Source organism: Spirosoma sp. SC4-14, assembly GCF_037201965.1.
In the GTDB taxonomy this organism is placed as follows: Bacteria; Bacteroidota; Bacteroidia; order Cytophagales; family Spirosomataceae; genus Spirosoma.
Genome location: NZ_CP147518.1, coordinates 6,341,502 through 6,361,323, shown reverse-complemented (window position 1 = coordinate 6,361,323; position 19,822 = coordinate 6,341,502). Strand labels below are relative to the sequence as shown.

General features: G+C 49.9%; 26 protein-coding genes. 11 read left to right on the top strand and 15 right to left on the bottom strand.

Annotated features, from left to right (window positions below):
- The first annotated feature begins 7 nt into the window (after positions 1-7).
- The 11 genes from WBJ53_RS26265 to WBJ53_RS26215 all read left to right on the top strand — a co-directional run bounded on the left by WBJ53_RS26265 (position 8) and on the right by WBJ53_RS26215 (position 6,016).
- Positions 8-1,024, top strand: a complete 1,017-nt coding sequence (locus tag WBJ53_RS26265) for a helix-turn-helix domain-containing protein (RefSeq protein ID WP_338871775.1) — start codon at positions 8-10, stop codon at positions 1,022-1,024.
- Positions 1,014-1,703 carry a hypothetical protein gene (locus WBJ53_RS26260; RefSeq protein WP_338871773.1) on the top strand — a complete coding sequence of 230 codons (690 nt, stop codon included), beginning with the start codon at positions 1,014-1,016 and terminating at the stop codon, positions 1,701-1,703. The genes WBJ53_RS26265 and WBJ53_RS26260 overlap by 11 nt, the downstream gene beginning before the upstream one ends.
- Complete coding sequence (locus WBJ53_RS26255) at positions 1,687-2,100, top strand: hypothetical protein (protein ID WP_338871771.1); 414 nt, start codon at positions 1,687-1,689, stop codon at positions 2,098-2,100. Before WBJ53_RS26260 ends, WBJ53_RS26255 begins: the two co-directional genes overlap by 17 nt.
- The gene (locus tag WBJ53_RS26250; RefSeq protein ID WP_338871769.1) at positions 2,078-2,317 is read left to right on the top strand and encodes a LytTR family transcriptional regulator DNA-binding domain-containing protein; all 240 of its coding nucleotides are present in this window, start codon (positions 2,078-2,080) and stop codon (positions 2,315-2,317) included. Before WBJ53_RS26255 ends, WBJ53_RS26250 begins: the two co-directional genes overlap by 23 nt.
- Positions 2,318-2,344: 27 nt before the next feature.
- Positions 2,345-2,851 carry a DUF4494 domain-containing protein gene (locus WBJ53_RS26245; RefSeq protein ID WP_338871767.1) on the top strand — a complete coding sequence of 169 codons (507 nt, stop codon included), beginning with the start codon at positions 2,345-2,347 and terminating at the stop codon, positions 2,849-2,851.
- A 4-nt stretch (positions 2,852-2,855) separates the two neighbouring features.
- Complete coding sequence (locus WBJ53_RS26240) at positions 2,856-3,128, top strand: hypothetical protein (RefSeq protein ID WP_338871765.1); 273 nt, start codon at positions 2,856-2,858, stop codon at positions 3,126-3,128.
- A gap of 267 nt (positions 3,129-3,395) precedes the next feature.
- Positions 3,396-3,668: a hypothetical protein gene (locus WBJ53_RS26235; RefSeq protein ID WP_338871763.1), complete on the top strand. Its 273-nt coding sequence runs from the start codon at positions 3,396-3,398 to the stop codon at positions 3,666-3,668.
- Positions 3,665-4,108, top strand: coding sequence for a hypothetical protein (locus tag WBJ53_RS26230; protein ID WP_338871761.1), 444 nt, complete (start codon positions 3,665-3,667; stop codon positions 4,106-4,108). Before WBJ53_RS26235 ends, WBJ53_RS26230 begins: the two co-directional genes overlap by 4 nt.
- The gene (locus WBJ53_RS26225; RefSeq protein ID WP_338871759.1) at positions 4,105-4,347 is read left to right on the top strand and encodes a hypothetical protein; all 243 of its coding nucleotides are present in this window, start codon (positions 4,105-4,107) and stop codon (positions 4,345-4,347) included. The genes WBJ53_RS26230 and WBJ53_RS26225 overlap by 4 nt, the downstream gene beginning before the upstream one ends.
- Entirely contained in the window at positions 4,344-4,703 is a 360-nt protein-coding gene (locus tag WBJ53_RS26220) for a hypothetical protein (protein ID WP_338871757.1), read from the top strand. Before WBJ53_RS26225 ends, WBJ53_RS26220 begins: the two co-directional genes overlap by 4 nt.
- 863 nt (positions 4,704-5,566) lie before the next feature.
- Entirely contained in the window at positions 5,567-6,016 is a 450-nt protein-coding gene (locus WBJ53_RS26215; RefSeq protein WP_338871755.1) for a hypothetical protein, read from the top strand.
- 66 nt (positions 6,017-6,082) lie between these two features.
- On the opposite strand, the gene WBJ53_RS26210 is transcribed toward WBJ53_RS26215, so the two are convergent.
- Genes WBJ53_RS26210 through WBJ53_RS26140 form a run of 15 tightly spaced genes read right to left on the bottom strand, consistent with a single transcriptional unit; the run spans position 6,083 to position 19,821 of the window.
- Positions 6,083-6,664, bottom strand: a complete 582-nt coding sequence (locus WBJ53_RS26210) for a glycosyl hydrolase 108 family protein (protein ID WP_338871753.1) — start codon at positions 6,662-6,664, stop codon at positions 6,083-6,085.
- Entirely contained in the window at positions 6,664-7,077 is a 414-nt protein-coding gene (locus tag WBJ53_RS26205) for a hypothetical protein (protein ID WP_338871751.1), read from the bottom strand. Before WBJ53_RS26205 ends, WBJ53_RS26210 begins: the two co-directional genes overlap by 1 nt.
- On the bottom strand, positions 7,074-7,325 hold the full coding sequence (locus WBJ53_RS26200) for a hypothetical protein (RefSeq protein WP_338871749.1): 252 nt from the start codon (positions 7,323-7,325) through the stop codon (positions 7,074-7,076). Before WBJ53_RS26200 ends, WBJ53_RS26205 begins: the two co-directional genes overlap by 4 nt.
- Complete coding sequence (locus tag WBJ53_RS26195) at positions 7,313-7,765, bottom strand: hypothetical protein (protein WP_338871748.1); 453 nt, start codon at positions 7,763-7,765, stop codon at positions 7,313-7,315. The genes WBJ53_RS26200 and WBJ53_RS26195 overlap by 13 nt, the downstream gene beginning before the upstream one ends.
- Positions 7,766-8,035, bottom strand: a complete 270-nt coding sequence (locus WBJ53_RS26190) for a hypothetical protein (RefSeq protein WP_338871746.1) — start codon at positions 8,033-8,035, stop codon at positions 7,766-7,768. It lies immediately after the preceding gene.
- A 13-nt stretch (positions 8,036-8,048) separates the two neighbouring features.
- On the bottom strand, positions 8,049-9,266 hold the full coding sequence (locus tag WBJ53_RS26185) for an SGNH/GDSL hydrolase family protein (RefSeq protein ID WP_338871744.1): 1,218 nt from the start codon (positions 9,264-9,266) through the stop codon (positions 8,049-8,051).
- Positions 9,267-9,268: 2 nt separating this feature from the next.
- Positions 9,269-9,601 (bottom strand): hypothetical protein, encoded by a 333-nt coding sequence (locus tag WBJ53_RS26180; protein ID WP_338871742.1) that lies wholly within the window; start codon positions 9,599-9,601, stop codon positions 9,269-9,271.
- Positions 9,598-9,990 carry a hypothetical protein gene (locus tag WBJ53_RS26175; protein ID WP_338871740.1) on the bottom strand — a complete coding sequence of 131 codons (393 nt, stop codon included), beginning with the start codon at positions 9,988-9,990 and terminating at the stop codon, positions 9,598-9,600. The genes WBJ53_RS26180 and WBJ53_RS26175 overlap by 4 nt, the downstream gene beginning before the upstream one ends.
- Entirely contained in the window at positions 9,990-10,421 is a 432-nt protein-coding gene (locus WBJ53_RS26170) for a hypothetical protein (protein ID WP_338871738.1), read from the bottom strand. Before WBJ53_RS26170 ends, WBJ53_RS26175 begins: the two co-directional genes overlap by 1 nt.
- A complete protein-coding gene (locus tag WBJ53_RS26165; protein WP_338871736.1) occupies positions 10,421-11,671 on the bottom strand; it encodes a hypothetical protein in 1,251 nt (416 codons plus the stop codon). The genes WBJ53_RS26170 and WBJ53_RS26165 overlap by 1 nt, the downstream gene beginning before the upstream one ends.
- Complete coding sequence (locus tag WBJ53_RS26160; RefSeq protein WP_338871734.1) at positions 11,668-13,356, bottom strand: hypothetical protein; 1,689 nt, start codon at positions 13,354-13,356, stop codon at positions 11,668-11,670. The genes WBJ53_RS26165 and WBJ53_RS26160 overlap by 4 nt, the downstream gene beginning before the upstream one ends.
- Positions 13,357-13,358: 2 nt before the next feature.
- Entirely contained in the window at positions 13,359-15,614 is a 2,256-nt protein-coding gene (locus tag WBJ53_RS26155; RefSeq protein WP_338871732.1) for a hypothetical protein, read from the bottom strand.
- A 12-nt stretch (positions 15,615-15,626) separates the two neighbouring features.
- Positions 15,627-17,492 (bottom strand): hypothetical protein, encoded by a 1,866-nt coding sequence (locus WBJ53_RS26150; protein WP_338871730.1) that lies wholly within the window; start codon positions 17,490-17,492, stop codon positions 15,627-15,629.
- On the bottom strand, positions 17,489-17,899 hold the full coding sequence (locus tag WBJ53_RS26145) for a hypothetical protein (RefSeq protein ID WP_338871728.1): 411 nt from the start codon (positions 17,897-17,899) through the stop codon (positions 17,489-17,491). Before WBJ53_RS26145 ends, WBJ53_RS26150 begins: the two co-directional genes overlap by 4 nt.
- Before the next feature lie 5 nt (positions 17,900-17,904).
- On the bottom strand, positions 17,905-19,821 hold the full coding sequence (locus WBJ53_RS26140; protein ID WP_338871726.1) for a hypothetical protein: 1,917 nt from the start codon (positions 19,819-19,821) through the stop codon (positions 17,905-17,907).
- Position 19,822: the final 1 nt, after the last annotated feature.

Sequence of the window (19,822 nt, the reverse complement as noted above, 5' to 3'; positions counted from 1 at the left end):
ATTTCTTGTGGATAGCCTGTGGATTGATGAGGAAATAATGGCGCTCAAGCGTACACCAGCGGAACGGTTTCTACTAGCCCGGATCTGTTACCGGGCTGGTATGAATCCGGCTGGCATTTGCGTGGACAGCAACAAAGAATTGTCGCAGGCCATCGACATACACCCGCAAACGGTCTCAGACCTGGTTCGGACGTTGGAAAAAGCCGGACTGATCAGTACGAAAATCTTTCCCGAAAAGAAAAATCTACGTACGATCCAGCCTATAAGGAAAATCCTTATACCATACAAAAACAAGGCAGATCGGTATAAGGAAAAAGCTGATAGTGACTATAAGGAATTTCCTTATAGTCCTTCAGAAAGCGATATGCCACTATCAGGAAATTCCTTAGACCCTATAAGGAAAAACCTTAGACCCTATAAGGAAATTCCTGATAGCTTATATAAGGATAGAGAACTAATAGAGAACTCTGAAGAGAACCCTATAGCTTCCTCTTCCTCCTCTGGTGCGGGCGAAGCGGTTGGAATGAATCAATCAAACCTACCGGCTGAAGAAAAGCCCCCAACCCCCCCTGTTGCGGCCGCCCCCCTTTCCCCCAAAAAGAAGTACGGCGACGGGAAGTTGCAGGAACTCGTGAAGCGATTCATTCGCGATAATCCTGATAAGTACCCAGTCGAGATGTACGTCAATTTTCTGGAAAAGTGGACGGCGAAGGTCGACAACGCAACGAACTCAGCGCACATCGGACAGGAGCTCTGGTACACTCAGGACAAATTCATTTTGAAGTCCCGATTGGAAAACTGGTACCCAGGCTATCTCAAAGACCAACAAAAACAACAAAATGAACCAGCAACTCGCAATACGCAATCAAACCATAGTGCTGGCCAGAAAGGAACCAGCATTTCAGGTAAGCAAAGTAAAAAGCTTGCCCTTATCCCCCCAGGCAGCCTTAGCCGTGTCGGCCAAAATAGAGGGAACGCGGATCGGTCAGGCGACGGACGAACAGTTAGAATCGATGTGGAATGAGGTAACAATTCTACTTGGTATCAAACTCGATGAACGCGACCTCGATATTCACATTGCCGAAGTAGCGGCCTGTACGGCCTGGCTACAGGCGAATTATGGCGAGAAGCTAACCTGCGAGGAAGTTGTTGCCGCTTACAACCTGGCCTGCCAGCGTATCCTAAAAATCGACGAACTGTTTTCTCTGCTTTCCCCCAAACACGTTGGTATTGTTCTAGCTGCTTACAATAACTATCTGCGGGAAGATCTGGAGGTCAACCGGGTATTTGCCCAGCAACTACTCATCGAAAGCGAGAGGAAGCAGACGCCAGAAGAAATAACTGCTTTCATGGAAAATGCCCTGGAGCTGGCAAAAGCGGAGGTAAGGGAGGGCAAGTTCTACTTCGATGCTGGCAACGGGATCTTTGATTGGCTTTACCAAAACGGTAGACTGACAATCAATGACGATCAGGCCGACTATTTCTACCGTAAAGCCAAGTCCGCACTGCCCAAACTACTCGAGCGGGAAAAATCCAATACCTCCATTCAGGAGCCCGGCAAACGTACCCAACTGGAAAGGCTCATAGAACTTGCCCAGATTGGCGAATACGGCTATGACCATCACAAACGGATCGAAGCCTATGCCAAACGCCTGTTTTTGAATGACTACCTAAAACGACAGTTGAATGAAGAAGCAAAATAATAACGAAATGTCGGCTGCTGATTTCCGTAAGCATTATGTCGATCAGGTTGAACACAATCTGCAAACCCTGTGCATTGATTGGTTCAGGATGACCTACCGGCAGTTGATGATTGCGGCTATTCCAAACGCTGGCGATCGCTCACCCGCCGAAGCCCGAAAGATGATTGAGGAAGGGCTATTGCCAGGCTTTCCCGATACCATCATTCCGTTTCCCAATTCTGAATACTACGGTCTGTTCGCTGAGTTAAAAACGGTGAAGGGTGTCGTATCTCCGCAGCAGCACATTGTACACGCTCACCTGCGAGCGCTCGGTTATCAGGTGATCATTCCCCGCACGTTCGAAGAATTTCAACAACAGGTAAACGATTACTTACATGGCGCATCCTCAATTACGTGACAAAGAGCCGCCAGGATACATTATGCTGCCCGCACTTGGGCTGACGGCTATCAACGACATTTTTGGCTTCATCAGCGATACTCCCTATGTACGCGTTCAGCTTAGAGGTCATTTCGAGCCTGTACTAATCACAGAACCGCTCAGGTACTTCGAAAAGCGACTTCCCCATTTCAGACGCATATCGCGCAGCCGCCTGATCAATCCAGACTTACTCTAATTTTTCACCCTTTAAATTTTTATTGAAATGCCTAAATGGTTCCTCGGAAAAATCCGCTACCAACAACCCATCGACGACGCAAACGTCGGAACCCGTAATGATCAGTTCATTCGTCAGCAGTCTGTAACAGAACACTATCTAATTGATGCTGTCAGCTACACAGAAGCCGAAAAACGGCTTTACGAAGTAGTGCCGGCCAATACGCCAGATTTTGAAGTAACAGGCATTTCTCGAATGAAACTCGCTGACGTCTTCAACCATGAAGAGGGTGGCGAAACCTGGTATAAGGTTAAGGCCATGTTTATAACTGAAGACGAACGGACCGGAAAACAGAAGAAATCGCCCAGTGTGATGCTCGTGAATGGCGAGAATCCTAAACAGGCTTACGAACGAGTGGAGTTGAGCCTGAAAACCGCCCTCGATCCCTTCGAGATCACGGACGTGAATACAACGAAAATCCTGGAGATTTTCCCCTATGATGCAGAAGAAGGGCGCAACCTGCGGCCACTGAGCGAAGCCGTCGGATCGGATTAAGCCTATGGCCGCAACAAGGCAGAAAAGAATGGGCAGGAAGTCGGCTCCAGTGCTGGAGCCGAAGCCTGTCGATCCGGAGGTACTGCGAAAAATGCGATTCCTCACCAGCTTTTACAGTCCTGGGCAGCTGCAAATTCATTTACAGGATCTGCTGGCAGGCCTTCCGCATACGATGGCTTACAATGAGCGGCTGCTGCGGCTTCGAGCGCTGAAGCAGCTAGGGTATAAGGATTATAACAAACGCAAAACGGCTAACGATGATGATACTACAGACTGATCTTTTCGGGAATCGTATAGAGGTGCCAGTTACCCCAAAAAAAAGGAAGCGGAAAATTAAGGCTAAGCCTAAATCCAACCCGCTGATCACCTATTTCGGCTCTGGTCCTGCTGGTGTGCGCTGTAAAAGCTGTGCTCATCAGTACTTCAAGCGATTTGCGAATACATACTCCAAATGCAATATCCGTGGCGATTCGGGCGGAGCGTCCACGGATCACAACAGCAACTACTTCGCCTGTGGCAAGTACGAACCAAAAACAAAAAAATAATGCCGCAAACAACTAATCCATTCAACGTTGAGCACCAATACCAGTTATTTCTGGAGCGAATAAAGCTCAGCGAAGCGCAGATGCACCCTATGCAGCGCATCCAACTCAAACAGGCATTTTTCGGTGCCTGGGGCCAACTACTCGTTTGTATGCGAGACGATATAGCAGACTTACCTGACGAGACTGCTTTCTTTGCTATGGATGATATGTTTATCCAGGTCGAGCAGTACTGGAAAGCTGAGGTAGAACGATATAAGGCGACGAATCAATGAAAGCGATAACCCTACAAGACAACTGTCCGAAGAATCCAACGCCCTGGCTTTCGCTAGTCGAGTATAAAGTCAAGACGATTGAGACGCGTAAAAACTGGATTTACCGCTCATATCGTGGCGATACGCTGTTTACCGCTTCGGCCTGTAGCCGCACGCCTAATGCAGGCCTGGCTGTTTGTGTAGCCAATGTTGTTGACATTGTGCCGATGACGAAAGCGCACGAAGAAGAAGCCTGCATTCAGGTTTTCGATAATGGCTGGGCGCTGATTCTGGACGATCTGCGCTGGCTCTCCCGTAAGTTCCCTGTTTTGGGGAAACTGGGTGTTTTCGAGGTTGATCTGCCGCCTGACGTTACATTTTTTACGCCAAGTGCTGAGTCGTTTAAGCCTCAACAAATGCCCGTCTATCTCCGAAACTTCTTTCTCAATAGTGTACCATGAGCTTTCAGCATATTCCCGGAATTGGCCTCGTCCATCTCAACGAGGCCAAAGCTCCCAAGGTTGTACCGGGCAACGAACGTCATAAATGGGCCGGAAAGCCTCGCTGGGGAGAAAGTACGACCTGTATAAAATGCGGCTGCGTGAAGCGTAGGAAGAAGCCAGAGTATACAGAAACATATCAGATGCGTGATGGAGTAGAAACCACTGAACGACCGGCCTGCACTGGCAAATCAGAATGAAAAATATTATTGCTACCATTCCGAAAGGGCGATTTAAAAACTGGCTACTCGCTGAACGTGTGTGCAAAATGTGCGATGGTGAAACGATCCGAGATGGACAAAAGATGTACTGGACAATTCGTCTGCCTCGACCGCCTAAGCAAAGCCTTGTCGGGTCGCTATGTTATATGATTTATGCTGGTCAGGTACGAGGCTATTTCCATATTGTCGATCTGGATATGGCTTCAAATTGGGAATGGCATAACGAGCGCGATCAGACAGGCTATGTGCTGGTAATGGTGAATTGGGTGTCCATATCGGGCCTGCCAGAAATGAACGGCTTTCAGGGTTGGAGATATACAGCACTTCGACCATGAATTGCGAAAAGTGGGATAAAAATTCCAAAAAACGTGTCAAAATCGGCCGGAAACGTGCCAAAAATTGCGAAAATGAATAAACTGATAAACTTGACTGATACGCTGGGACCGATGGTCTACCATGAAACAAATAGCTACATCTGTTTTTTGGTCAATGGCCAGCCGCATACAGCTATTGTAGAGATGAACGAACATTCTAAGGCTGAAACAATCGTAATATCTGGGAGTAAACCAGGTGGGCCGATTTACAGGACTCCTCATGTTGCAGAGGCATTCCAGTATATAAGGCGGATTAGCTGATCGCCCAAATGGCCGATTATTGTTCTTAATACAGCATCTCAAATTAACCTTTACCAAAAAAGCCCGGCCACATAGCGACCGGGCTTTTCATTTCCCTATTCTTTAACAGAAGCGATTACCTTGTACAAAAAAGCCAGACTGTAAATCAAGCCTGGCTTTCCTTATCTTCTATCCACACCACTAAACCTGGCTCTACAGAAACCGAGATTTAGGCTATCCATGTGAGGGATCGCAGCGTAAAGAAAACAGGCATCTTGTAACCAATAAATAATATTGTGCAAAAGGTGTTGCTAGTAACAGCATCTATATAACACAACGTTAGATTTTCCTTTTGTTAGAGCTTGATACGTGTAGCGACCAAAAAAGCTATCCTTCGATGTTTCTACAAAGAGGCCCTAATGAGCAACCTAATAACCTGCTATCCAGTAATTACTACTACGATCAGGTTTCCAATTGTGTCAGCGATTAAATAATTATAATCCTATTTAGTGTAAAAATTATTTAATTATTGTTTAATTGGTAACTAATTACGCTACTCAATCGTAATTCAATAGAACAAGTCCATGAAAAATCTCTTCTTTATCTACATATCCATTATAATCCTTGGGATTGGGTTAGTTATTGTAGGTGCTGTTGCGCTTTTGCGAACGCTAAAAAAAGAAAAAGAGGCAGAAACCTTGCTTCAACTTGTTGTAACCCCTGCTCAGGATGAAGCATTGATTCTGGATAAGACACCGGAATGGGATCTGCAATGGGAATCGCGTCGTAAGTTTAATGAGCGATTGGCTGCCTGGAAAGAGCAAAAAAAAATGGTCGATGCGACCAAACAGGAAGTCGATAGGATTCTTCTTGAGAGGATGCACATCACCGATGATATTGCTTCCTGTAAAACTCCCGAGTCAGTTCAAGCTTTACGAGAGCGTCTTCGGCTGGCTCAGGACAGCTTTGATACAGCCATCGCTGGCTATGATGCAGAGCTAAAAAAATTAAAAGCAATTCTAGTCGATGAGTGATTGGCACAAAAAATCCCGGCTTCAATACGAGCCGGGATTTCCGTTTTCTTAACCTAATTATCCAATTTATGCTGCCATTACCACGCGGCTAAGCCAGCTCCTGAAGAACACTTCCTGCGACTCTTCGTTTTCGGCAATCCCTACGTATCGCGCAAACTGCAAGCCATTGAGCACTTTCAGTACCTCTTTCGGCCGTGGATGCTTATTGACCAGCTCCAGTGTTTTCGGTCCAATGGCTCCGTCGACCACAATATTCGGATATAGCGTTTGTACAATGTTCAACAGGTTCAATGTCCGCTGTAGCATCATAGCCGCCGTTTTCCAGCCGCAATTCACGCCCGTATCGAACACTTCCTCCGCGATAGCCTGATTATCGAATTGATCCAACTTGTTAACGTCCCAGTAATTCAGCTTATAGAACTTTCGCACGTTAAGCTGTAGTTCGGCATCATTGGCAAGAATCCGGTTAATTTTATCGGTATCGCCGGTTTGCCTGCGGGCGTTGTTGACCTGCACCCAGCCGGGCCAATTCGGCCAGTCGCGACTCGTTATGCCTTTGTAGGTGAGGCCTCCTTTATCGGACGGGTGGTTCGCCAAGCCGCCCTCGTTACTCATCGTCAGATCGAATGCTTTGTTAAAGTCCGCCATTATTGTAGTCGTTCCCTCAATTGTTTAGCCCATTTTCGCCTACCAATGCCCAAAAACCTAGTTCTGAGCATTTCATTTTCCAGTTCCGAACGCACCATCTTCAGTGCATCCAAATAGTTTTTGTCCCTACTATTTGCGGAGGTTAGCTTAGCGTTGGCTTCATCCTGAAGCGATTTTATACGCCGGTCCTTTTCGGCAACCAGATCGTCTCCAGCCTTGCGGGTTTCGGCCAGCACTCTCGACGATTCGCTGTACCTCTTGGTCATCTGTTCCAATTGTTGTTTGTAACTAATTGCCTGCGAACAACAATCCTCGATTGGCACCGGCTGGGCCTGCACCATGACAGCGACAAAAAACAACATGGCCAGTACGCCCGTCACTAGGGCGATTATCTTTTCAGTTGAAATTTTCATAGTTTTAGTTTTTTAAGTGAATCCCAACGCACCTGCGCGGATTGTTCTGGCCGGGTCGGCTTCGAATAAACCGAATCGGGTTTCGATACTTCGGGAAGTACGTAGATTGTCCCCTCACTTTTGCTGCTCAGCAATCCCCGAAACACCAGCACCAACGCTACCAGGCTAGCAGCGATCAAAACCAGCTTTACCCAATTCGCTTTGAAGAAGGGTAAAAAAGAAAGTAGACGTACGATTAAGCTGTCCATCTTTTTATCGTTTGATCCATTTGTGCTTTCAGTCCCGCCAGCGACTCCCGTATATCCTGAGCCATGCCCTTTGTTTCGGCTACGTCTTCGGTCAAATCCTTAATCTTTTCAGCTAGTTGTTCGTTAAGCAGCTTCTGCTGCAATTCCAGTCGGGTGGTACGCTCTGACTGGTGTTCTCGCCAGCTCGTCCATTCCCGCAGGTTAACCAGATAAGCTGCCTTATGCTCGGCTAGGCTGTCGGCAATGGCTTTCAGTTCGGCTTTTTCGTACTGCTCCACTTTTTCGGCAGGACGTACGATCAGAGACCTAATGGCGAATCCGGCAACGCCCGATACAATGGCGGCCAAAGCTGTTTGTACTAAAGCACTATTGCCCGAATCGGCAATGGCGACAGCAGCCGGTTTATCGGCCACATGTTGCAGAAGAATCAACAGGATCATTTAAGCGTCTTTAATAGGATTACGAATCTCTGATACAGATACCAGGTAGGTTAGCAGTTCTCGTACCGCCTGAGAAAACGCCCCGACAATGGCAAAAATGATCGGCAATAATAGATCGATCTTCGTGCCAGCCATAACACTGGCCAAGGCAGTTGCTCCGCCACCACTAAATGATATGGTCGAAAGCCGGTCAAGCACGCGGTTAGCAGCGCTCATGGCAGCAATGGTGCGCCGGTCGTAAATGAGAAGTTTTTCTTTTGGGTTTTCCATGAGTTACTGAGCGTTAACGAATCACTGGTTTGGGCAGGTTGGGCAAATTGATATCGAGGAAAGCCTTCAAAACAGCCCATTCTGCGCTGTTCCCTAAATCGCTCCAGTGCACACCGTCCCCTGCATAGTAGTTGGTATTGGTCGCCGAAAAAGCCGATCGAATGCCGGACACCACTTTGATTTTAGCATTGGCCAGCGCGTTTATGGCACTCGTAATCGAGGCACTCGTAACGACGGCAGCCGCTTCACTGGTCGTGTTCTGAAGTGGCCCAGTCGTAAATACTGCCCAAAACGAGCCGGGATTTTGCGCCTGTAGAAACGATGCGATACGGGCGTTTCGTTTTCCGGTACTGTCCGCCACTGTACTAGTCAGCACGTCGTTGGTGCTTAGGTCAATCAGCCCCAGACACGATTTGACCGGAAAATTAAACCCGCCTGAATTAAGCCGGTATTCCTGCTGGTAGGCCGTAACGCCCCCTACCGATAGATTACGAACCCGTACATTATACCCTTTCGACGCGTAATAATTCCGCATCAAAAAGGCCAGCATTGTGTTCATGCTGGTGGGGCCGGTTCCGGCCAGTTTCGAGTCGCCCACTACATCGATAACATACTCAGCCGAATAATTCAGATCGTCGGTTACCTCCAGCCAATTGATACCCGCTTTTACGCCATACTCAACCGTCGCTGTAGAACTAATAACCGGTGCCACCGTTGAGCTCCATGGCTCGGTGATTTCGGTGATCGAGGGGTTAAGAAGCTGAGAGCTGAATCGAACAACGCCACCGGCCGGTACATCGTAACGGCCCCCGGCCACGCAGGCCCAGGCTGAATTATCGTAGGCAAACTGGGGGTAGTTGGTATTGAGCAGGTTGTTATCCAGAAAATAACTGCCCGCAGCCTGCTTGGTGCAGGAAATATTACCGCCCAGAATCAGTACGGCCTTGCCTTTAGGAACGGAAGTAAATGCCAGCGAAACGGCAACCCGGTAGCGTACCCAGCCGGGAACACCGTTAGCGGAGCCAACCCCGGCCAGAATAGTACCGGAGGTCGTTGCGGTAGGTATCGATAGCGTCCAGCCATTGCGTTTGCCTTCAGCCTCGAACATTGAGCGCAGATCAGTATAACCCTTTGTCGACTGCGATTCAACGGTTCTAGGAGCCAGCGTCTGGGCAAAAACAGATTGCGCCAATAACAGAAAGATCAGTAATAAAAACAATCCTTTTTTCATGGTTAGAACAGGGGGTAGCCTAATGGCTGGTTATCGCCGTCGTAGATGTATTTGTTTTTACGATTGCCATCCGATTCATCGACCAGCACAATAATGATTTTGGGCTGGGTGCCACTGGCCTGCGCGTTCGCCTGGGCTTTGTTATCGACGATGACTTTTACGTACATCGTCTGCACCTTGAGCGAATCAGCCTGGCTATAGTTGCGCTCGGAAAGGCCCATCTGGCCAGCACTACGGAAATCCTTATGCACTCGTTTGGTGGGGTCGGTTTCGACCGATTGCGCCAGGCCCATACTGGAGCCCAGCAACAGAAAGAAAAACAGGAGGTGTTTCATGGTAAGGTGCCCGCAGCGAGCTCGACATGGTTTGGTTGAATCCAGTTCAGCAGATCGGCTAGTTTACGCCCCAGAAAGCGAAGCGTGCCCGTGGCTTTGTTTTTGCCCAGCACACTGGAGATCGTTTCGCGGTTGTCTCCGAACAGATGACCCTCGGGCTTAATGAAGATCAGGTTCATCAGATCCTTACAAATCACATTGCCCGTCAGATCCAGACTCAGCGCAATCGACAGCGCCGATTCTCCCACGTACACGACGGGGCGTTGCTGTTTTTGGTTAGCCGTAAGCACGGCTTTCGTAAGGGTTGTTAGAAACCCGATTGGATACAGGGCCGCGCTGATCAGGGCGGCTCCCAGGAAAATAGCCAAGTTACGGAGGGCAATTTTCATTATTCGACAGGGGGTTCAGGGTCGGTAGGCTGTTCAGGATCAACCGGATCAGGTTCGGGCACTGGGGGCACGTAGGGCGGCAGGATCTCCAGCAGTACGCCATCGTTTGCCGCCAGATAAGCGCCACCGACTTCGGGATTATTCTCCAGTACATATTTGGCCACCAATTGCGTGAAATCCTGATCCAGATTGATGGTTACGTAGGGCGTTTTCCAGGCGATAAACTCGCCGAATGCGCGGTAATACATGGCGATGTCCACCCGCCCGGTGTAGATCCGCCAATCGACATTCGCATTGATGGCAGCCTGAGCGGCAACGGTGACCGTTTCTGCATCGAGCAATTCCTGTAGTTTGGCGGGGTCGGCCAGAATAGCGGGCCAGTTGGCGCGTAGTTTTTCGGCGCTGTCGAGTTGAATTTCGAGCGTTGTCATTATTGGGTGAGAGATTGGAGGTAAGAGTTAGATAGCCGACGCGGGTAGTATGTTATCTTTCGGATATAGCCGTTCATCCACTGGTTATTCCCGCCCCGGCTTCCGAGATAAAGCACTGTTCCTGAATATAGGCCCGTATAAGAACCGGAAACAGTTGTTCCAGAAGCAACTAGCGTTCGTGCCAACAAATTATTGTCGTAAGAAAATACTGCCTTACCAAATGTGATATTGTAGTTAGTTGACAGACCACTAGCGATTAGATTTGATGTCCCATTCCATGTCTCCATTTCGGCGGGTAGTCTCATACCCAGAAACGCATTAGCATTAGATGTCGAAATAATACACCCTCTGTAATCCTGACCACTGGAACGCCCCCCCATCCATTCAGCTAAAAACGTTCCCTGATTAGGATTCCACCAATTAGACATTGGAGTAGAGCACACATCAGCACCCCTTGTAACAGCCGCCGACGTTGTGGGAATGTAGGAGGTAGGGAATGCGCCTTGTTCGAGTTGAGGGCAACAAATTTCTATTGATGCGTTCCATGTCTGCCCTGTTGTTAGGTTTGGGCCTATTATCCATGAAAGTCCTGTCGTGGTGCTATTGCTAAGCGTTCTAGTTACGGATAGCTTTTGTTCCGTTTGAATTAAGGGGATTGATATACCAGTTCCAGCATACGCTCCCCCTTGTTCCTCTAAGTACGTAGTAATAGGATAATTTGATGTGACACTTTTGACCGTCAAACTAGCCGTCCACGTTTGACCATTAGAAGCCGACACAAGCGGAAATCTGAAACGGGGGTATGATGTTCCACTCGCTGTACCAGAAAATGCAACAACTATACATTTTCTATTTCTAGGGTCAACATATATGTTCGTAATCTGTGCTGTAATTGTCGCATTTGAAACGCTGAAACTCCAACCAGTAGGGAAATTCCCCCCAATAACACCGCCCGTCATTTCTGCCCCTGAAATGCTATTCGTCCGACTTTCCTCAATTAATATTCCATTGGTAACGTGCGTCACCGGATCATAATCGAATCTCGGTTGATTAACCCCTGCCGTCTGCATGACCCCTGACGCATCGAAATAGGTCGCTACCGATGAACGTGTAAACGTTAAGCCTACCGGCAGGGTACCCTGCGTAAAATTCAGCACCAAACTGGGCGTGAACTGGCTCATGTTGCTGCGTACTGTAGGCTGAGCCAGCAGCGAAAGCGGGAGCAGTAGTAAGAGAAGTAGCTTTTTCATTGTTTCGAATAGAAGCCGGTTAAGTTGAAGCCGTTTTGTAGGGGTCTACCCACCAGGCTGAATGCGTTGTAAAGTCCCGCCGTGCTGTTCCAGTCGATTGCGGCACCACCAGGGAATCGTACCGTCGCGGGAAACGTAGCGGTGAATCCACCCGCCCCGCCCTGAATCAGCTCGATATACAGCGACCGGCCCGGCTGCACGCCCGTGATCGATAGTGTTGTATTGCCCACCAGCGTGCCATAGAAATAGGTGTTAGGAGCCAGCCCCATGTCGATGGTGGCCGTGGTGCTGATATTGCCCAGGTTAACCGTTACGTTCTGTACTGCACTGACGGTAGCCGTATACGCGTTCTGGGCCGATGTGGCGGAGGTTGCTGCTGCACTGGCCGAAGCGGCTGCATTGGTAGCTGAGGTGGAAGCAGAAACCGCACTGGCGCTGGCATACCCTGCCTGCGTGGTGGCAATACCGGCCGAAGCGGCTGCACTGCTGGCCGATCCAGCCGCGTTGGTTTCGGAGGTTCCCGCCGATACCTTCGAGGCATTAGCGGCCGTTGCTGAGCCTGCCGCATTACTCGCACTCGTGGCGGCATTCGTCTCGCTGTTAGCCGCCGAAACCTTCGAGTTGTTAGCGGCCGTCGCGGAGGCTGCTGCGTTAGTTTCAGAAGTGGCCGCTGCTACTTTCGAGTTATTAGCTGATGTAGCCGAACCCGCTGCCGCGCTGGCATAGCCTGCCGCATTGGTTTCCGAGGTGGCGGCTGACAGCTTACTGGCATTGGCCGCTGAAGCACTGCTGGCCGCATTGGTTTCAGAACTGCCTGCCGAAGCCGCCAGACTGGCCGCCAGCCCCGCGCTATTACTGGAGGCCGTCGCTGATCCGGCCGCGTCGGCGGCTGAGGTAGCTGCCTGACTGGCCTTATCGGTGGCAATCCCCGCCTGCGTGGTGGCGGTACTGGCCGAGGTGGCGGCACTAGTAGCCGATCCGGCAGCGGCACTGGCGGCACTGGCCGCAGCCGTTTCCGATGTAGCCGCACTCACTTTCGAGCTATTGGCTGATGCGGCTGAGCTGGCCGCATTGGTTTCGGAGGTGTGCGCGTTCTGGGCAGCCTGGGTAACAAGGGTGACGTTCGTTACAGCCAGCGTCGAGACCGAATCGACCTGCACCTGCACCGAATCAATGTGAGCTCCGATTAACCGAGTCCGATCTGCATAGAATGACGCAATTGCGGCCGATGGCGAATCGTCGAGAGATGCTTCGATAATCTGGTAATTATCATCGATCCGGATGTTAAGCCCAGTCGGATCGGAAATAGCCCGAAGTTCGCCGGTCGGAACGATTTGTAATTTGGCAATGCCAGCGTAGAAGTTGGGTTCACCATTACTTCGACGAACGTTTAAACCAAGCCAGTAAATACCCTGCTGTAAATCTGGAATCGTTCCACGGGACGTACCCGACAACGAATCTGCCAGAATCATTGGGAAAGAGGCAATTACCCACCCTTCGGCACTACCGCGAATTTCAGCCGTAATCGTTACCGAGTTCGACGGGGTAATATATACGCCCGCTTTCGACAAGCGTATGTTGAACTGATTGGCATTGCCCTTTCGATAGGTGACGGTAGCTGGCGTTTGCTTGGTTTGAGCAAACGCCGATAAGCAAACTAGCCAGAGAAATAAGATTTTCTTCATGATTAATTAGGGTTTGTACAGCCGATGCTTAAAATCTCAAAATGAGGCACGGTTTGCATGTTGCTGCCATTTGGCCAGACCTCGACAGTACTGATATAGCTCGATGTATTCCAGTTCATTGGGATCGCATAGGTCTGTATCGAGCCATTCGCCGTCATGGTGAAGTTGACGGGTGTATTGCTACTGGCCAACTGCGGGCTGTAGGGGAATCGCTTGGCGTTTTCGTTTGGATAGTCTGCGTTCAGTGTTTCGCGTTCCTGACCTACATAGGTGTACTTCACCTTCCAGGCCGTTTGGCTAGTATTGCTCAGTTTGGCCTTTACGTACAGTGTCGGACAATCCGAACCCTTGAAGGCCGTCCTTGGGCTGGAGATGTAGGTATTGTCGATATTGGCAGGACCGCCGTCAGCCTTCCCTACCATATCGAAAACCCATCCATTGGCATCGGTGGCCGCATTGGGCAACTGCCCATCATGCACCCCATTGTTGCCATGCCAGAAATTGCGCTGCGTACTGGCATTGAACACCCAGTTGGGAGCGCCAACGCGGGGTTGGGCATAGACATATTCGCGTACTTCCGCTTCGGTTCCGACGATCCAGGTATCCGAAAACAGCCACACTCCTTTTGCGTCGAGGTTGGCCATCACGTGCCCCGCCGTATACATGCCCTCCCGGCAACCATCACAGTCACTCCCCTCCTGGGGGTCCATGTGGTTATAGGAGGGGAAATACAAGTCTGGCGCATAGTGGGCAATCATACGCCCCGTATTATCGACGGTCACCCCAATCCAGGGCTCACTAACCGGAAATGCTCTCCCCGGCTTGATATAAGTACCGTCAGCCTCCCGCCTTTCGATACCATTCGATTTGGTAGTAGCGGCATACGAGTAGGGATTTTGGCCGTTGTAATAAACCGCCTGCTGAATCCCGTTGACCATCATCATCCGCCATTCCTGCATGTAGGGCCCATAGTCGGTTAGGTCATCCGTCCGATCATGGGTGAGCCGCGTTTTAATGAGAACCTTTTTCCCCTGAAGCGACACCCATTGCTCGGTATACATGCGGAGCATCCGGTTGTCGTCATGCGACCAGCTGTTCTGCTGGGTTTTGACATAGATGTACTCAATGCCCTCGATGGTAATCCGGCCGTGAAATAATACCGTCGAGGGATGACCAACCCAGTCGCCGTTCAATAGGGGATTATACCCCGTGAACCAGGGGCCTGGAGCCGGTGCGGGTCCGTTCGAGCTGAAGGGATGATTGCCGTTGCCATCGACGTAGCTGGTATTATCGGTATAATGCTGCTGGGTATAGCTGCTGGGGCCCATCCCCCGACCCAGATCCGGCGAGTTGATCAGCCAGCGACCGGTAACTTTATCTTTGACCTGTACCAGCGCCCCCAGCCCTGCCCGCAGCTCCAGGCGAAGAAATTCGTTCTCCATGAAGTCGACAGCGCCGATCGGGATATGCAGAAATCCGATTTGCTCGGTCGATGTATAGGACCATGGGCTAGAGGTAGTGGGTACCTGATAGGAAAATGAACCTGCTACGGTTTGAGAGCCTGGGTCGGATGTCTGAGACCCGGGATCAGTCGTCGTACCATCAGTAACGGTTACAGAACCATACTTGGAAACGGTAATCTTATCAGACGCGAAATAGCCATTTTGCTTGATGTTGATTGAATTGGTTCCGGCCGTAAAACCGCTCAATACGGCCGATGCCGACCGTGGTCCCCCGTCCGAAGCCTCTAAAGGGAGACTAACCGTCGAGCCCCCGTTCACGGAAATCAGCGCGGTTGGCGGATTGGTCGTAGACTGATACGCCAGTACCAATGTGTAGCTGCCTGGTACCGGCACGCTGGTCACACTATAGGTTAGTTCCCCGTCTTTAATCGATCCAAAATTGTTGCCCGGCCCCGATGCACTCTCGGATTCGACGGACTGACTATAGGCTACCTGTACAACTGTGTAGCTGGGCGTGGTTGTGCAGGTAGGCTTAATTTTAGGGGGTTTTGTGCCTGGGGGAATAATGCACCCATCGGTAGTTGTCAGGCTAAATGCACCGGCCACAACAGCCCGTTCGAAGGCCGCCTTTCCTACGTCATTGAGTGGGTAGGTTTGGTAGTTTCGAGGGGCAGAAACCGAATAAGAAAAGGCGTTTGTCGCTTTAACGCGAATCTCAACCGGAACATTTATGGTTTGTGCCAGCGCGTTAAAACCAGTGATTAGAAGAAGTAAAAGAACCAGTAATTTTCGCATGAGTTACGGAGATTAGTTTGAGGAGATACGCCCGGCATAACCAGCCTGAGTAGTGACGGTATAGCTGGTAGCGTCATAGGTCTGATTGGTATCGGACGAGCTGATAGCGAATTCAAAAACCTGAGCGGCCGGGCCGGTTAGTTTTATCCGCATCATGTTTCCATTGAGTGCGCCAGGGACTCGGATCAGATCCGTACGCGATTCGCTCCAACCCTGATTGGTACCCCCCAGCACAAAGACTTGCCAACCGGTTGTCGTCTGTTTATAGCGAAGGATATATACCGGTTTTTGCGTCACTCGGGAACCGTCCGCCTGAAAGCCAAAAGCCTCGCAGCCGCTATAGGAAAGCCAGTCTCCCGCTTGGTTAAGCTGCACTTCAGGGTCTTGGACAAGTGTCGATCCGGCATAAAAACGTTCCAGAGGCTGCATGTCATTGCGAGCCTGGAAGAGTGCCGTTATAGTGTGCAGGTGGTGGTTGTAGAGCGGATGGCTGGCCGGGAGCTTAGTTACACCAGGAGCGTTCCACAGGTGATATCCGGCGCCTTCAGTGGCTCCTTCCAGAAACCGGTGCACGGCATAGGCACTATACACATAGTAGGGGGGGAGGAACACTTTAGGTGTTACCAGATATCCGTCTACAGAGACGTTCTGTAGCTCAGAAAACGGAACGAATGACTCATGGGGTGTAAAATCGGTCGTATAAAACTTACCCTCAAAATTGGGCTCCTGCATCCGTATACTTCCCCGAAGAGTTTGGCCATAAAGGCTCATCCTGGCTCGATTGGCCTGCCAATGTCCTTTCTCGCTGGCGACAATATGGTAGGGTACCATCTTACTCCAGATATAGGGCATTGTTTGGGTACCTGCCAGCTTATTAGTCCAGATGTCGGCGTAATCAGATAGCGAGAAATCACTCCAACCGAAGTAATAGAAATAATCTAAAAGGCTACTTTCGTAGGCAAATACGTTTTTGTTAATGCCCTGATACACCCGGCCATTCAGGGTTATGTTCCCATTCCCATCGCCCCCACAGTGCGATACATCGGCAGTACCTTCTTTGAAAATATTGTTGGTCGACAGTGAATTGGTGCGTGGCTCGCCCTGAAACATACTGGCACCATAAGCTACCCGCGTATTTCTGGCTTTGGCAATTGTCATCATGATCGCCAGCCGATTATTCCGACGCACCTGAGCTTCCTGATCCCACTGGCCGGAATTCCAGAGCTGCTCCAGGGTGATGGTTTGGCCCGTTCGCTCCGAGACGATCGTTCGATTTTTAGCTATGTCCCAGGAGTCATAACCAAAATGATTCTCACCATAGCGCCACTGAGACCATTCGTTAGACGTCTCTATATTTGCTGTCCAGACAAAGCAGCCTGACGCGATGGCGTTGTACAATTGCTGCTCAATCGTTGCCAGCGAGGCCTCGTAATAGCCAGCCCCCTCATACTGCGCATGCAACTCATTCTCCGTTTGGTAGTAAAATTTTCTACTTTGAGGTAAGCTGTTGTATTCGGACTGCGACGGCAGAACAAAGCGCGAAAACAGGGTAATACCCTGATTTAGTCGCGTTTGGTAATTATCCTGATTGACGTTGAAGTCAGCCGAAAGGAAATAATTTGGAGCGAAATATTTCCCGGAGCCGAACTGGGCGGTGTTGAGTGTGGCTTTAGCTTCCCGTGTATACAGATTAAGCCGTTGAACGCCAACTTTAGCCCTCGTCGCATCAGATGGCAAGTGTTGGACTTGTACTGTGTTGCCACTGAAATCAATTCTGTAAACAAGAGTATCATTACCGACAATCGATTGCCGGTAGGTGTAGGATTGTCCAAAACAGAAGCTGCTCAGCAGCAGCAATAAACCAAGTAGCTTTTTCATTGTGTTACGGTGCCGCCATCGCTACCCGACTGGCTGGTAAAAATTTGAACGTCTGATTCTGATTGTGGATCACTTGCCCCCGGGTCCGTTGGATTCGTACCACCCGATCGGTCGATATTGTCGGCTACGGCAATGACTTCTTCCTCGACGGCTCCGCAGTCACGAATAACCCATTGGTAGCCTGCCTGAGCAGCAGGAGCAGCCGCTAGGGTGATACCAATGATCGCATTCATTTTCTGAGCATAATTCACCCCCGCCGTTGCGTTGATTGCGGCAACGGCGGCATGAAAAGCGGCTTCATCGTCATCACATGTGCCTCCATTAGCCCGTAGGTAATAGCGGAGGTTGTTGGTGGGCCAACCCGTAACAGATTCCCCCAAGTTGTTGATAGATATGTACGTTCTCATGGGCGTTACGGGGTGATGTGGGTTTTCGTGATGATATTGCCACAGGCATCAGTTTCCAGCACGTAGAAGTCGGTTGAGCTTGTCACGTTCCACAGCCAGAAGCCTGCTTCGACCGGCCAGAGATAATTGCTGTTATCGGCGGTATGTTCGGGTCGGTTATCGTTATAGAGGATTGATCCAACTGCCGGTGTCGCATCGCTACAGGAGTTGAGATCGTAGTTTGCCCGATTGGTACCGGCTGCATTGCCGATCGTGCCCACCATGTCGATCGCTTCCTGCTGGGACGCAAAGGCGCGGGCGATTCCCGAGGCTGATCGGTATTCGTAGATGGTGATGGTTGGTAGCGCATCGTGTTCGGCAACGGTCAACTTGGCGTGCGATGTGCAGGTTGGTGAGGTGTAGGTCGAATCCTTAACAGCCACAATCACACCATTATCGACTTGTATGGCCTTCAAAATTGTATTATTACCCGCAGCGTTGAGTACATAGTAAATATTGTTGCCTACTTTCTCGCAACTGCTGCCATCACCTAAAAAGAAAGGAGTGCCAATATTTAGATTAACGGCCTGTGCTAGGAATGGGTCCAGGTTGCCGGGTGCAGTACCGTCGAACGACTGACCAGCAGTTGCGCAGGCATCGTCCAGTGTACTATAGAGTCTGGCGTAGCCTCCTTCGGGAATGAAGTGCCAGGATAGCAGGTAGTTTGTTAAACCACTTGGCCTTTCACATCCGACTGTTATTACTTGAACCGTTTGAGGCTGTGTAAGGCTACATTCAAGTTTGAAACTTGAAACCGTCGTAGCATTTGAGGAAACGATCGAGACCGTTTTATTGGCATTATTGGGCGTTAGGATGATCCCTGCTGGCGTATTGGCAACGCTCCACACAGGAATAGTAGAGCCCGTATATGCCCTTTTTTCGCCCGTATTTAAAACCTCCAGTATCGATACGATTACGGATGATCCATTTTTCGTAATCGAGTTAAGAATGGATTGCTCATAACCGACAACATACGGATCATTGTTTGGAGGGGTACCACATTGGATCTCCTTGGGTTTATTGTAATCTGTAGCTTCTACATCCGAATCACCAACGTAAACCTGCCAGGTATGATTTTCGCCATCCATGAACGTAGATGGCTTTAGCCAATTGAAGCCAAATAGGGCTTTAGTCGTGTTGGCTCCCTCCTCATTCAACGCATCACGTACATCCGGCCGATCTAATGTTGCTGTTTGATAACCAACCGTTAATCCATCACAGGTGATTCGAGCAATAGGAGGATATGACCCACCCGATACCCACCCGGAAATATTGTTACAGGTATTGTCATCTAATGCGGCTTTTAGCGGAATATTTTCAACTACGACAGCCTGTTCTTCGTAGTGATTGACGATGACCAGATTGAGTGTGGGTTCCTGAGGATTCGAGCCGCTGCAACCGCTAAGTTTTTCGCAGAAGGCGGCTATTTCATCAGCATCCAGCGAGTTGATCCAGTCCAGTTTCGGGATAGACTTGATGGTCAATGTACCATCGATGACTGTAGCCTGAACCATTTCCCCATCAACTAAATCTCCGAACTTCGGAATGCCCAGCGTGGTTAGCAGCAGCAGCGTTTTGGCCACGGTCATGGCTTTTGTGTCATCAACCTGCTGGGTAACTTCCTTGTCGGAAACAATAGCGATTCGGCCCGTTTGCGTTTCGGAAGCAAAAGGAAGGTTGGTGATATCGTCACTTTCTCCTCGTTTCAGAAAAATGCTGGAGAGGTCGACCTCAAGCTCATCGCCTGCGGAGGTTTTAAGCTTGAAGCCATTGTCGGTAAGCTCGGTATCGGTGATCAGCGTAGCAATGATCGTATTGACGACCATCCTGACGGATCGCAGAATATCGAGAGTCGGGATTTCTGGGGGTGTTTGTAGGGCCATT